This window comes from Variovorax sp. Sphag1AA, assembly GCF_014192575.1.
In the GTDB taxonomy this organism is placed as follows: Bacteria; Pseudomonadota; Gammaproteobacteria; order Burkholderiales; family Burkholderiaceae_C; genus Variovorax.
On the sequence record NZ_JACHYC010000001.1, the window covers coordinates 1262691 to 1277285 of the forward strand.

The 14595-nt window shown below is 66.7% G+C and carries 8 protein-coding genes; 7 read left to right on the forward strand and 1 reads right to left on the reverse strand.

From position 1 onward, the window contains the following. Positions 1-2: 2 nt before the first annotated feature. The 7 genes from treS (at position 3) to FHW64_RS06195 (ending at position 13934) form a co-directional block, all read left to right on the forward strand. Positions 3-3329, forward strand: coding sequence for a maltose alpha-D-glucosyltransferase (gene treS, locus FHW64_RS06165; protein WP_184524012.1), 3327 nt, complete (start codon positions 3-5; stop codon positions 3327-3329). A 22-nt stretch (positions 3330-3351) separates the two neighbouring features. Further along, positions 3352-4140 carry a mechanosensitive ion channel family protein gene (locus FHW64_RS06170; RefSeq protein ID WP_184524014.1) on the forward strand — a complete coding sequence of 263 codons (789 nt, stop codon included), beginning with the start codon at positions 3352-3354 and terminating at the stop codon, positions 4138-4140. Next, positions 4137-6266: a glycogen debranching protein GlgX gene (gene glgX / locus FHW64_RS06175; RefSeq protein WP_184524016.1), complete on the forward strand. Its 2130-nt coding sequence runs from the start codon at positions 4137-4139 to the stop codon at positions 6264-6266. Before FHW64_RS06170 ends, glgX begins: the two co-directional genes overlap by 4 nt. Further along, positions 6263-8107, forward strand: coding sequence for a malto-oligosyltrehalose trehalohydrolase (treZ, locus tag FHW64_RS06180; protein ID WP_184524018.1), 1845 nt, complete (start codon positions 6263-6265; stop codon positions 8105-8107). Before glgX ends, treZ begins: the two co-directional genes overlap by 4 nt. Continuing rightward, positions 8100-13214 carry a malto-oligosyltrehalose synthase gene (gene treY / locus FHW64_RS06185; RefSeq protein WP_184524020.1) on the forward strand — a complete coding sequence of 1705 codons (5115 nt, stop codon included), beginning with the start codon at positions 8100-8102 and terminating at the stop codon, positions 13212-13214. The genes treZ and treY overlap by 8 nt, the downstream gene beginning before the upstream one ends. Before the next feature lie 105 nt (positions 13215-13319). Then, the gene (locus tag FHW64_RS06190; RefSeq protein WP_184524022.1) at positions 13320-13589 is read left to right on the forward strand and encodes a hypothetical protein; all 270 of its coding nucleotides are present in this window, start codon (positions 13320-13322) and stop codon (positions 13587-13589) included. A 198-nt stretch (positions 13590-13787) separates the two neighbouring features. Beyond that, a complete protein-coding gene (locus tag FHW64_RS06195; RefSeq protein ID WP_184524024.1) occupies positions 13788-13934 on the forward strand; it encodes a hypothetical protein in 147 nt (48 codons plus the stop codon). A gap of 9 nt (positions 13935-13943) precedes the next feature. Here FHW64_RS06195 and FHW64_RS06200 read toward each other — a convergent pair whose 3' ends face one another. Then, the gene (locus FHW64_RS06200) at positions 13944-14582 is read right to left on the reverse strand and encodes a LysE family translocator (RefSeq protein ID WP_184524026.1); all 639 of its coding nucleotides are present in this window, start codon (positions 14580-14582) and stop codon (positions 13944-13946) included. Positions 14583-14595 lie beyond the last annotated feature (13 nt).

Sequence of the window (14595 nt, forward strand, 5' to 3'; positions counted from 1 at the left end):
CCATGAACGCTCCCCTGCCGGCACTGGTCCTCGAGACCACCGAGATCGACACCTCCGATGATCCGACGTGGTACCGCGACGCCGTGATCTACCAGGTCAACATCAAGGCGTTCAGCGATTCCAATGCCGACGGCGTGGGCGACTTCAAGGGCCTCACCGGCAAGCTCGACTACGTGAAGGAGCTCGGCGTCAACACCATCTGGCTGATGCCCTTCTACCCCTCGCCATTGCGCGACGATGGCTACGACATCGCCGCCTACGAGGACGTGCACCCGCCCTACGGGACGCTCGACGATTTCCGCGAGATGCTCGACGAGGCGCACAAGCGCGAGCTGCGCGTGATCATCGAGCTGGTCATCAACCACACATCGAGCGACCACCCGTGGTTCCAGGCCGCGCGCGCCGCGCCGCCCGGCTCGCCCGAGCGCGACTTCTACGTGTGGAGCGACACCGACACGCTCTACAGCGGCACCCGCATCATCTTCACCGACACGGAGAAATCCAACTGGAGCTGGGACCCGGTCGCGAAGGCCTACTACTGGCACCGCTTCTTCAGCCACCAGCCGGACCTCAACTTCGACAACCCACAGGTGCTCGAAGCGGTGTTCCGCGTGATGCGCTTCTGGCTCGACATGGGGGTGGACGGCTTTCGGCTCGATGCGATTCCATACCTCATCGAGCGCGACGGCACCACCAACGAGAACCTGCCGGAGACGCACGAGGTCATCAAGAAGCTGCGCGCCGCGATCGACGCCAACTACAAGAACCGCTTCCTCCTTGCCGAAGCCAACATGTGGCCCGAGGACGTCCGTGGCTACTTCGGCGAAGGCGACGAGTGCCACATGGCGTATCACTTCCCGCTGATGCCGCGCATGTACATGGCCATCGCGCAGGAAGACCGCGACCCGATCGTCGAAATCATGCAGCAGACGCCCGACATCCCGGACAACTGCCAGTGGGCCATCTTCCTGCGCAACCACGACGAGCTCACGCTGGAGATGGTGACCAACCGCGAGCGTGACTACATGTACACCACCTACGCGGCGGATGTGCAGGCACGCATCAACCTCGGCATCCGCCGCCGGCTCGCGCCGCTGATGGACAACGACAAGGACCGCATCAAGCTGATGAACAGCATGCTGCTGTCGATGCCGGGCTCGCCCATCATCTATTACGGCGACGAGATCGGCATGGGCGACAACGTGTTCGTCGGCGACCGCAACGGCGTACGCACGCCGATGCAATGGAGCCCTGACCGCAACGGCGGCTTCTCGCGCGCCGACCCGCAGCGGCTCTACCTGCAGCCGATCATGGACGCGATGTACGGCTATGAAGCCGTCAACGTCGAGACGCAGTTGCGCGACAAGAGTTCGCTCCTGCACTGGACCCGCCGCATGCTCGCAGTGCGCAAGACCAGCCGCGCGTTCGGCCGCGGGCGCCGCACCTTTCTCAAGCCCGGCAATCGCAAGATCCTCGCCTACATCAGCCAGCACGGCGAGGACGTGATCCTCTCGGTGTTCAACCTCTCGCGAGCGGCGCAGCCGGTGGAGCTGGACCTTTCCGAGTTCAAGGGCCGCATCCCGGTCGAGATGCTGGGCCGCACCTCGTTCCCGCCGATCGGCGAGCTGCCTTACCTGCTCACGCTACCGACGCATGGCTTCTACTGGTTCAGGCTGACCGACGAGGCGCCCATGCCAAGCTGGCACCAGGAAGGCGTCGCCCTGCTCGACCGGCCGGTGCTGGTGCTCTTTGACGGCTGGACCAGCCTGTTCCGCGAAAAGGTCATGCCGTGGCGCATCGGTTTCGCCGACCGCCTCAGCAAGCAGGTCGAGACCGACACGCTGCCGCGGCACATCGAGGCGCAGCGCTGGTATGCAACAAAGGGCGCGCTCATCCTGCGTGCGCAGTTCTGGGATCAGGCGGTCTGGCAGATTGGCCGCTTCAGCTGGATGCTGCCGCTGCTCTCGCTCGAAGGCCCGCCTGAACCGGCGATCTACTTCATGCCGCTCGCACTCGCCTGGGAAGACCATGACGAAGACCGCATGAAGGGCTTGCAGCCCGCTGCCATCGCCAAGGTGCGCCAGCAGGCCAACGTGGGCGTGATGGCCGACGCCTTCTACGACGAGCCCTTCTGTCGCGAGTTCATCCGCGCGATCGTGAAGGACACCACCCTGCAGAGCGCGCACGGCCGGCTGCACTTCAGGCCGACTGCACTGGGGCGCGAATTCCCGGTCGAGGCGATCGACGAACTGCGCGTGAGCCAGCCCAGCCCGGTCAGCAGCAACACCGTCGTCACGCTCGGCGAGACGCTGTTCCTCAAGGGCTACCGGCACGTGCGGGCCGGCGTCAACCCGGAACTCGAGATGGGCCGCTACCTCGCGGAGGATGCCGGCTTCGTGCACGGCGTGCCGGTGGTCGGCGCACTCGAATACACCGGCAACGACGGCACCGAAATGACGCTTGGCCTGCTGCAGGCCTACGTGCCCAATCAGGGCGACGGCTGGGAATACACGCTCGCCTACCTGGAGCGTGTGCTCGACGAGATGCGGGACATCGACCCCGCTTCGCTCGCCGATGCGCACGGCGCCTTCATCGCGCTGATCGAAGTACTCGGGCGCCGCACCGCCGACCTGCACAACGCACTCGGACGGCCGACCGACAACAAGGCCTTCGCACCCGAGCCGCTGACCGCGCAAGACCTCCAGCGCCTGCGCGACACGATCCGCGCCGAAGCGGGCGCCACGCTCGCGCAATTGCGCGAGTACATCCGCACCAACCCGCCGGGCTCGGTGGCCGAGGACGCAACCCGCCTGCTGGGCATGCAGGACGCAATCAACACCTTCATCAACCATGTGTCGATCGAAGGAAAGACAGGGCGGCGCACGCGCTACCACGGCGACTATCACTTGGGACAAGTGCTGGTCACGCGCAACGACTTCGTCATCATCGATTTCGAAGGCGAGCCGGCGCGCCCCATCGAGGAGCGGCGGGGCAAGCAATCGCCACTGCGCGATGTGGCCGGCATGCTGCGTTCCTTCAACTACGCACGCTGGAGCGCGCTGCGCCGTGCGGCGCAGAACGTGGGCGAACTGGCCCGCCTCGATGCCGCGGCGCGCGAGTGGGAGGCGGAGACGCGCGCCGCATTCCTCTCCGGCTACAGCCAGGCGCTTTCGCCCACGCTGGGCCCCGTCGACGAGCAGTTGCTGAAGCTCTTCGAGTTGGAGAAAGCGTTCTACGAACTGCGCTACGAACTCGACAACCGCCTCGACTGGGTGCCTGTGCCCCTCCAAGGCATCCTCGCCATGCTGGACCGCACGGCGGTCCGCTGACTCGCACACCCAGGAGAGTTCCATGGAAAGCCTCTCGATGCATCTGGAACCGCTGCGCGCGTTCCTGTTCCAGATCGGTGCCCTCTTCCCCCGGTTCCTCTTTGCGGTGCTCGTGGTGGTCGTCGGATGGCTGCTGGCGAAGGCCGTGCGCTTCGCGGTGGTCCGGGGGCTGCATGCGATGAACTTCCAGGTCCTGACCGAACGCTCGGGCCTGGACAACTTCCTGCGACAGGGCGGCATGGTGTCGGATGCGACCGCCGTCTTCGGCGTGCTCGCGTACTGGATGGTGATCCTCGCCGCGCTGGTGGTGGCCTTCAACGGGCTCGGCCTCGCCTACGTCACCGACCTGCTCGGGCGCGTGATGTGGTTCGTCCCCAACCTGATCGTGGCGCTGCTGGTGCTGGCCTTCGGGGCGTACTTCGCGAAGTTCGTCGGCGATGCAGTGACCAGCTACGGCCGCAACACCGGCATGCAGGATTCACTGCTGCTGGGCAAGGTCGCTCAATACGCGATCCTTCTCTTCGTGATCCTGATCGCGCTCGACCAGGTCAAGGTGGGTGGCGACATCGTGCGCCAAAGCTTCCTCATCATCCTGGCCGGCGTGGTGTTCGCGCTTGCGCTGGCTTTCGGGCTCGCGGGCAAGGACTGGGCCGCGCGGCAGATCGAGCAATGGTGGCCGCGCGAGCGGCAGGCGCCTCCGCGAAGCAACTTGCGCGAGCCTCCGCCCACGCGCGAGGTTCCCACCCCGCCAAGGCCGCACGTCCCCTCCTGGCCGCATCGCGGCAATGACCACGACCGGCCGCATCCGTGACGAAGCGCGACCATGTTCCCCTGACGGCCATCTGGCCCGGCAGGCCGTACCCGCTCGGCGCCACCTGGGACGGGCACGGCGTCAACTTCGCACTTTTCTCCAAACACGCGGAAGGCGTCGAGCTGTGCCTCTTCGATGACAAGGGCCGCCACGAGCGGCAGCGCATCCGCCTGCGCGAACGCACCAACGATGTCTGGCACTGCTACCTGCCCGAAGCAAGGCCCGGCATGGCCTACGGCTATCGCGTGCACGGCCGCTACAAGCCTGAAGAAGGCCATCGCTTCAATCCGCACAAGCTGCTGCTCGATCCCTACGCGAAGGACCTGATCGGCGAGCTGCGATGGAGCGACGCGCTCTATGGCTACTCGGTCGGAAGCAAGCGGCAGGACTTGTCCTTCGACCGGCGCGACAGTGCCGCCTTCATGCCCAAGAGCCGTGTGCTCGAAACCGCCTTCACCTGGGGAGAGGACCGCCGGCCCGAGGTGCCCTGGCAGGACATGGTGATCTACGAGATGCACGTGCGCGGCTTCAGCAAGCTGCACCCGGGCATCCCCGAACACCTGCGAGGCACCTACGGAGCGCTCGCCACCGAACCCGCCATCGAGCACCTGAAGCGCCTCGGCGTGACCACCATCGAGCTGCTGCCGGTGCATGCCTATCTGAACGACCGCCACCTCGCCGAGAAGGGCCTGCAGAACTACTGGGGCTACAACACGCTCGGCTACTTCGCCCCAGAGGTGCGCTACAGCGCATCGGGCAAGGTGAAGGAGTTCAAGACGATGGTGAAGACCCTGCATGCGGCGGGCTTCGAGGTGATCCTCGACGTGGTCTACAACCACACCTGCGAAGGCAACCACCTGGGGCCGACCCTGTCGATGCGCGGCGTGGACAACGCTTCCTACTACATCGCCAACGCGCAGCAGCCGCGCTACTACGACGACTTCACCGGCTGCGGCAACACGGTCAACCTCGAACAGCCGCGCGCGCTGCAACTCGTGATGGACTCGCTGCGCTACTGGGCCGAGGAGATGCATGTCGACGGCTTCCGCTTCGACCTCGCGTCGGCACTTGCGCGCGAGGCCGGCAAGGTCGAGAACCTCGGCGGCTTCTTCGATGCGATCCGGCAGGACCCGACGCTCAACTGCGTGAAGCTCATTGCCGAGCCGTGGGACCTCGGCCATGGCGGCTACCAGGTCGGCAACTTCCCGCCCGGCTGGGCGGAATGGAACGACCGCTACCGCGACGGCATGCGCGGTTGGTGGAAAGGCGATGAAGGCGTGGCCGGCGAAGTCGCCAAGCGGCTCGCGGGCTCGCAGGATCTTTATGGCTGGTCCGGCAAGGGCCCGCACGCCAGCATCAACTTCGTCACCGCGCACGACGGCTTCACGCTGCAGGATCTCGTCTCGTACAACCAGAAGCACAACGAGGCGAACGGCGAGGACAACCGCGATGGCCACGACAACAACCTCTCATGGAACTGCGGCGCCGAAGGGCCGACCGACGACCCCGCCGTCAACGCACTGCGCGAGCGCCAGAAGCGCAACCTGCTCGCGACGCTGCTGCTCTCGCAAGGCGTGCCGATGCTGCTGGCCGGCGACGAACGCGGGCACAGCCAGCGCGGCAACAACAACGCCTACTGCCAGGACAACGAACTCACCTGGCTCGACTGGTCGCATTCGCCCGACGCCGATGCCCTCCAGGCCTTCGTCGCGCTGCTGATCCGCACGCGGCGACAGCACCCGTCCTTCCGGCGCCGAAGTTTTTTTCGCGGCGAGCCGTCCGCCGAGAGCGTCGCCAAGGACGTGGTCTGGCTGCGCCCCGACGGCGGCGAGATGGCGCCCGCCGACTGGGGCCCGCACGTGCGCTGCCTCGGCATGCTGTTCTCGGGTACCGGTCTCATCGATGTCGGCCCGCGCGGCGAGCCGCAGCAGGACAACGACTTCATCCTGCTGCTGAACGCCTATCACGAGCCCCTGCCCTTCGTGCTCCCGAACTCCGGCAACCGCTGGACGCGGCTGATCGACACCGCGCACGAATCCGAAGCCTCCGCCGACGTGACAGAGCCGTCGTACCTGCTGCAGGACCGCACCCTGGCGCTCCTTCGCAGAACGCTGGGCAAAGCATGAGACACATGCACGCCATGCCCTTCGGCGCCGAACCTCTGGTCGGCGGGCGCGGCGTGCGCTTCAGGCTCTGGGCGCCCGGTGTGTCCAACGTCGTGCTCGAATGGTCGCTGGCCGGTTCATGGTGCGATGCCGCGATGAAGCGCGCGCCGGACGGCTGGCACGAATGCGTCGTGGCCGAAGCCGGTGCCGGCGACCGCTATCGCTATCGCCTGCCGGACGGCCTGCGCGTGCCCGACCCTGCATCGCGCTACAACCCCGATGACGTGCACGGCCCGAGCGAAGTGGTCGACCCGCGCGAACACGCATGGTGCGACGGTGAATGGACCGGCCGCCCCTGGAAAGAAGCCGTGATCTACGAGATGCACGTGGGCGCCTTCACGCCCGAGGGCACCTTCAAGGCAGCACAGCGACGTCTCGCCGATCTCGCGGCACTCGGCATCACGGCGATCGAGCTGATGCCGCTCGCCGACTTCCCCGGAAAGCGCAACTGGGGCTATGACGGCGTGCTGCCCTTTGCGCCCGACGCCTCGTATGGCACGCCTGCGGAACTCAAGGCCTTCGTCGATGCGGCCCACGGGCTGGGCCTCATGGTGCTGATCGACGTGGTCTACAACCACTTCGGGCCGGAAGGCAACTATCTGCATGTGTACTGCCCGGAGTTCTTCAACCCCGCCAGGCAGACACCGTGGGGCGCGGCGATCCACTTCGACGGACCGGGCTCGCGCACCGTGCGCGACTTCTTCGTGCACAACGCGCTCTACTGGATCGAGGAATATCGCTTCGACGGCCTGCGCATGGACGCGGTGCATGCCATCCACGACACCTCCGCGACGCCCATCGTGGAGGAGATCTGCACCGCGCTGCACAAGGGCCCGGGTCGTCATCGCGAAATCCATGTGGTGCTGGAGAACGACCGCAATGAGGCGCACCGGCTTGAGATCGACCTGGACGGCACGCCCATTGCTGCGACCGCGCAGTGGAACGACGACCTGCATCACGCCGCCCACGTGCTGCTGACCGGCGAGACCGACGGTTACTACGCAGACTATGCGCAGCGGCCGCTGGAGCAGTTCGGGCTCGCGCTGGCACAGGGCTTCATCTACACCGGCCAGCCTTCGCGCTTCCGAGACGGCGAACCTCGCGGCGAGCCCTGCGACCATCTGCCGCCGGCCGCCTTCGTCTCTTTCTTGCAGACGCACGACCAGGTCGGCAACCGCGCGTTCGGCGAGCGCATCGACTCGCTCACCGATCCCGCGCGTCTGCTCGCTGCGCGCGCGTGCGTGCTGCTCTCACCGCGCACGCCGATGCTCTTCATGGGCGAGGAGTACGGCGCGAAGACGCCCTTCCAGTACTTCTGCGACTTCGGCCCCGAGCTGGCGTCGGCCGTGGCCGCCGGTCGACGGGAGGAGTTCGGCGGCTTCGCCTCGTTCTCGAACGATGGCAGGAAGCGGAGCATTCCGGACCCGAATGACGAAGCGACTTTCCTTGCGTCGCGGCTCGACGAGGCCGAGCACTCCGCCAGCGGGCACGCGGAGGCCCTGCGCGAAATCGGCGCGCTGCTCGTGCTCCGGCAGCTCGAGCTGGTGCCGCGCTTCGGCAACCGCACCCACGTGCAGAGCTGGTCCTGCGAGGGCGATGCGTTGCGCATCGTGTGGAAGCTCGACGGCGGACACAGACTGCACCTCATCGCCAACTTCGGCCAGACGACGAGTCGCGTCGCGTGGCCACCGGGCCGCATCATCCACATGCTGCGGGCGATGGAGGCGCCCGGCGACAGCGTGCTGATCCAGCTGCTGCCGGGCGGCGTGTGCGCATCGATCGACGAGGCACCGCATGAGTGAGTCATTCCCCCTGCCATCGCACGAGGTGGAAGCGCTTCTCTCGCTCTGCCGACGCCACGGCATCGCCACCGACTACGTGGATGCCTTCGGACATCGACACGACGTCTCCCACGAGGCGCTTGCGACGCTGCTCACCGATGCGGGCTTTGTTGCGGACATGCCCTTCGCCGCCGCACAGGCGACAGCCGAACGCGACGCATGGCGCCATGCAATCCCGCCGGTGCAGGTCGTCGTCTTCGGTACCGATGGCTTCGCGATCGACATGCGCCTGCCCGCGCAACTCGCGCATTTCAAATGGCGCGTGGTGGACGAGAGCGGTGTGTTCCACGAAGGTGCAGTGCGCACCGAGCGACTGGAAGTCATCGACCGCGCGACGTTCGGCGACGAGGCCTACACGCGCTACCGCGTGCCGCTCACGCTCGCGCTACCGGAGGGCTATCACCGCCTGAGTCTCGTCGGCTTTCCCGGCGAGACCCTGCTGGTCAGCGCGCCCGAGCGCTGCCACCAGCCGGATGCGCTGCAGGACGATGCGCGCGTCTGGGGATTCACGCTCCAGCTCTACGGGCTGCGCTCACGCCGCAACTGGGGCATCGGCGACTTCAGCGATCTCGCGGACTTCGCCGAACATGCAGCGCGCGAAGGCGCCGATGTGGTGGGACTCAACCCGCTGCATGCGCTGTTCCCGCACAACCCCCTCCACATCAGCCCGTACAGCCCGTCGTCTCGCGCGCAACTCAACGTGCTCTACATCGACGTGGAGGCAGTGCCGGACTTTCGCGATTGCGCCCCAGCCCGCGAGCGCGCGCAATCGCCGGCCTTCCAGGCGAGGCTGTCGGCGCTGCGCGCCGCCACGCTCATCGACCATCCTGGCGTGGCTGCCACCAAGCACGAGGTGCTGCGCCTGCTGTATTCGCACTTCCGCGGACGCCAACCGGCCGATGCCGAAGCAGCAGCCTTCGCGCGCTTCCGCGAACTCGGCGGCGAGGCGCTGCATCAGCATGCGCTCTACGAGGCACTCCAGGCGCACTTCCATGCGGTCGATGCCGGTATCTGGGGCTGGCCCGAATGGCCGGCGGAGTTCCGCGATCCGTCGTCGCCAGCCGTGGCCCGCTTTGCGGTCGAGCACGCGGAGCATGTCGGCTACTACGAGTACCTGCAATGGCAGGCCGCGCGACAACTCGAAGCCGCAGGTGAAAGAGCGAAAGCCGCCGGCATGGGCCTCGGGCTCTATCTCGACCTGGCGGTCTCGGTGGATCGCGCGGGCTCGGACGCATGGCGGCACCGCCGCACCTTCGCGCTCGCCGCACGCGTCGGCGCACCGCCGGATGCGTTCAATCCGCAGGGACAGGACTGGGGCCTTCCGCCCCTGCGGCCCGATCGCCTGCGCGCCTCGCAATACCGAATCTTCATCGAGGCCCTGCGCGCCAACATGCGCGGCGCCGGCGCGATCCGCATCGACCACGTGATGATGCTGATGCGGCTCTTCTGGATTCCCGAGCAGGGCACCGCGCGCGACGGCACCTACGTGGGTTATCCGGTCGACGAGCTGTTCGCGATCCTCGCGCTTGAAAGCCGGCGCCATCGATGCCTCGTGATCGGCGAAGACCTCGGCACCGTGCCCGAATCCATGCGCGAGACGCTGAGCCGCTATGGCGTGCTGTCCTATCGGCTGCTGTACTTCGAACGCGATGGAGGCGGTCGATTCCGCGGGCCGGCGGAGTACCCGCGCCAGGCGGTCGCCGCCGTGAGCACGCATGACCTGCCCCCGCTCGCAGGCTGGTGGTCGGCGCATGACCTGAAGGAACGGCACGCACTCGGCCTGATCGACGACGCGGCGCTCGAACGCCTGCGCAACGAACGCCGTCACGACCGGCAGCGCCTGCTCGAAGCGGTGCGCACCGACGGCCACGAATCGCTGCACGACACCGGCGATGTCGAGTCACCGCTCGGCGCCGACGATGCCAGCGCGTTGCACGCCTTCCTTGCGCGCGCGCCGTGCAGCCTGATGATGGCGCAGCTCGAAGATGCGCTGGCGCAGGTCGAGCAGCCCAACCTTCCCGGTACGACGGTCGAGCATCCGAACTGGCGGCGCAAGTACGCGTTGCCCGTCGAGACGCTGTGGGACGCCGAGACGATGCGCAAGCTCGGCGCAGCGATGGTGCGTATCCGACCGCAGCCGGACCGCTCCACGGTGGAACGTGGCCGCGCACCTGCACGCGTGCCCCGCGCGACCTACCGCCTGCAGTTGCACGGCGGGTTCACCTTCGACGACGCGGTGCGCATCGTTCCCTACCTTGCGAGTCTCGGCATCAGCCATGTCTATTGCTCTCCGATCCACCGCGCGCGACCGGGCAGCATGCACGGCTACGACGTGGTGGCGCACGACGAGATCAACCCCGAGCTCGGCGGCATGCCGGCATTCGAGCGCTTCACGCAGGCCTTGCGACGGCACCGCATGAGCCAGCTCATCGACCTCGTGCCGAACCACATGGGTGTGCTCGGCACCGACAACCGCTGGTGGATGGACGTACTCGAGCACGGCGTGTCGTCGCGCTACGCGCGGCACTTCGACATCGACTGGCATTCGCCAACGCCCGGCCTCCTTGGCAAGGTGCTGGTGCCGGTGCTTGGCGCGCCGTACGGCGAAGTGCTGGAGCGCGGCGAGCTGCGCCTTGAATGGAACGCGGCCGAAGGCGCATTCGGCATCGGCTACTACGACCATCGCTTCCCGCTCGCACCCAGGAGCCACGCCGCCATCATCGAGCGCGCGGTACGCCTGTGCCGCGAGGACTGCGGCGACCTGTCGCTGGTGAACGGCATCGCCTGGGCGTTCCGCGAGCTGCCCTCCTCGCCGCCCGCATCGCGCGACGGATGGGAGGAGCGCGAACGCGACCGGCAGCGCCTGAAAGCGCAACTCGCGTCACTGGCCGCCGGCCGGCCCGCGATCGCGCAGGCCATCGCCGAGGCCGTCGACGAGTTCAACGCGCCCCGCCAGAAGGATGCCCTGCACGCGCTGATCGACGCTCAGTCGTACCGGCTCGCCTACTGGCGCACCGCAGCGGACGAGATCAACTACCGCCGCTTCTTCGACGTGAACGAGCTCGCGGCATTGCGCACCGAGCGCGAAGCCGTCTTCGAAGCCACGCATGCGCTCGCGCTCGACCTCGCGGCGCGCGGCTGGGTCGACGGCTTGCGCATCGACCACCCGGACGGACTGCTGGACCCGGCGCAGTACTTCCAGCGCCTGCAGGACGGCTTCGCGCTGCGCTGTGGAGAGGCCAAGGGCGTGACCGGCGCGGACGGACGGCCATCGCGACCGCTCTACGTGGTGGCGGAGAAGATCGCTGCACCGCACGAAGAAGTGCCTGAGACGTGGGCCATCCACGGCACCACCGGCTATCGCTTCGCCAATGTGGCGAACGCGGTGCTCGTCGAGCAACGATCGGGGCGCCGGCTCGACAGGGTCTGGCGCGCATTCACCGGATCCGGTGAGCGGTTCGACGAAGTGGTTCGGCAGGCCAAGCAGGAGGTGGTGCGCGGGGCGCTCGCCTCCGATCTCGAAGTGCTCGCGCTGACGCTGCTACGCATCGCGAAGAGCAGCCGGCGCAGTTGCGACTACACGCTCAACACGCTGCGCGAGATCATCGCGACCGTGGCCGCGTGCCTCGGGGTCTACCGCACGTACAACACCGATGCATCGACCGTGCAGGACCGCCACTACGTCGACCAGGCCGTCGAGGCCGCGCGCGAAAGGCTCCAGTTGCCGGAGGATTCGGTGTTCGGGTTCGTCCGCAACGCCTTGCTCGGCCATTCGCCGGAGGGCTCCGACACCGCCGTGGCACGCATGGCAGTGCGATTCGCGCGGCGCTTCCAGCAGTTCAGTGCGCCCGCGGCTGCCAAGGGCGTGGAAGACACCGCGTTCTATCGCTACTTTCCGCTGAGCTCGCTCAACGAAGTCGGCGGCGAACCCGACCACATCGGCATGTCGGTCGCCGAGCTTCATGAAGCCAGCGCGGACCGCCAGAGACGCTGGCCGCACACGATGCTCGCCACCTCCACGCACGACAACAAGCGCTCGGAGGACGTTCGCTTGCGCATCGACGTGCTCTCGGAGTGCCCCGGGCTCTGGCGTCTCGCGCTGCGCCGCTGGCGGACGATGAACGCGCCGCACCGTGGCGTGGTCTCGGCGATGCACGAGTACCTGCTCTACCAGACGCTGCTCGGGACGATGGACCCGGTCGAACTCGATGCAACCGCGCACGAGGCCTACATCGATCGCATCGAGCGCTACATGCTGAAGGCCGCGCGTGAAGGCAAGCGAGGCACGTCATGGACACATCCCGATCCGGCCTACGAGGAATCGCTCGCGCGCTTCGTCTACGGCGTGCTCGCATCGCATCCAGACAACCTGTTCCTGGGTGAAGTGCGCCGCGCGGCGAGCGCACTGGACCGCTACGGCGCACTCAACGGCATCAGCCTCACGCTGCTCAAGTTCTGCTCGCCGGGCGTGCCCGACATCTACCAGGGCTGCGAACTCATCGACCGCAGCCTTGTCGATCCGGACAACCGTCGTGCGGTCGACTACGGCCTGAGACAAAGCCGCTTGCAGGAATTGCAGTCCCTTGCATCCCGGGACGACCTGGAGTCCGCCGTGCGTGCGCTCGTCGACACGCTGAGCGATGGTCGCGCCAAGCTCTGGCTGATCTGGCGGCTGCTGGCGCTGCGCGCGCAGGACGCGGAGTTCTTCCGCGAAGGCAGCTACGAGCCGATCGAAGTGCACGGCCCGCGCGCGCATCACCTCGTGGCATTCATGCGCAGGCATCGCGGCCGCGTGCTGATCGCGGTCGCCGTGCGCTTCTTCGCCACCCTTGACGGGCCTGCCGTCTGGCGCACCAGCGGCACCGGCAGTGGCTGGTCCGCGCATGCGTGGGAAGACGCCGAACTACATCTTCCGCCCGGAACCGGCGCACTCGAATTAGATGATTGCATCACGGGTATCCGCCACGTCGCACACGGGGGCAGGCTGCCGGTGGCACAGTTACTGCGCTCCTTTCCGGGAGCCGCGCTGGTCGGCGGCGAGTCTGCCCGCGCCCGAAACGGTCCGTAGGAGACCACTGACATCCGGACGCGACGACTGCCGCTCCAACGCACTGCCGGTTGGAGTATCCGGGGTGTTCCAAATACAGATGGTCAACCAGAGACGGAGACATCCATGGCAACAGAGGCAATCTATTGCTTCGATACGGCAACGGTGCGGTTCGCGATCTACCTGGAAGGCGGCGGCCGCGTCGTGGCGGAAATCGGCGAAGACCCCTTGAGGGACTTCTTCGGGGCGGACGGCGGCGGCGAGAGCCTGGTGGAGGCCTACGCGCGGAACGCCGGACTCATCAACACACGGGCGATCGAGCGTCACGTCGCGAGCGGCGGACGCCCGGTATGTCTCGAATCGTCGGACTTCGCGCTACTGGAGCACGAGGCCTGAGTTTTCCAGCTTCATGCTCGTCGCGGGGAAAGCAACCGCGTCGAGCGTGGGGATGCTCTGGTGTTGCCAACAACACCGCGCGAAGATTGCTGCATTGCAGCAAGAATCAACTGCGCGATGAAACGAAAGGCACCAACAGAACGCATCCCTGTGACCGATCAGGTCGGAAAGCGACACATTGTTGTGCGATACGTGGAAGTGGACACGAGCCCTACCTCCAGCGAGCAGCAGCCGGCGGAGGTCATCGAGTACCGCCTCGAAGCAGGCCGCAGCGTCAAGCGCACTGGCGCCGATACTTTCCAGACGGCCGACGGAGTGCTCATGTTGAAAGTCCTGGAGCCGTAGGCCCGGCCCCTAAACGTCCTTGGCCGCCCGCTTCACGGTGGCCAGCAGCGCCCCCGCCCCGATGAACGTCAACCCCGACAGCCGGTTGAAGGCCTTCGCCCTCCCCTTGACCCGCAGCCATGGCGAAAGACGCGAAGCAAACGCGGCATAGGACATCAGCCAGAACAACTCGAAGCAGATGAAGGTTCCGCCCAGGATGGCGAACTGATAGAGCTGCGGCGAAGCCGGATTGATGAACTGCGGAAAGAACGCAGTGAAGAAGAGCAAGGCCTTCGGATTGCTCGCGCCCACCAGAAAGCCCTTGGCGTAGAGCGCCTTGCGGCTCGAGCGACCCATGGTGCCGGAAGGAAGTTCAAAGCTCGAAGTCGTGGAGCGCAACGTCGTGATGCCGATGTACAGCAGGTAGCAGACGCCGAACCACTTGATCGCATGGAAGAGCGTTTCGGATGCAGCAAGCACGGCGCCCACCCCGATCGCGGAACACACCATGATGCCGACGACGGCGGTGACGCTGCCGATGGCTGAAAAGAACGTGCGCCGGACCCCGTGATTCACCCCGTTCGAAACGCACATCAGCACGCTCGGGCCGGGCGTCACGGTCAGGACAAAGACAGCGACGGTGTAGAGCAACCAGGTCTGCAGGGACATGAGGATTCCTAAG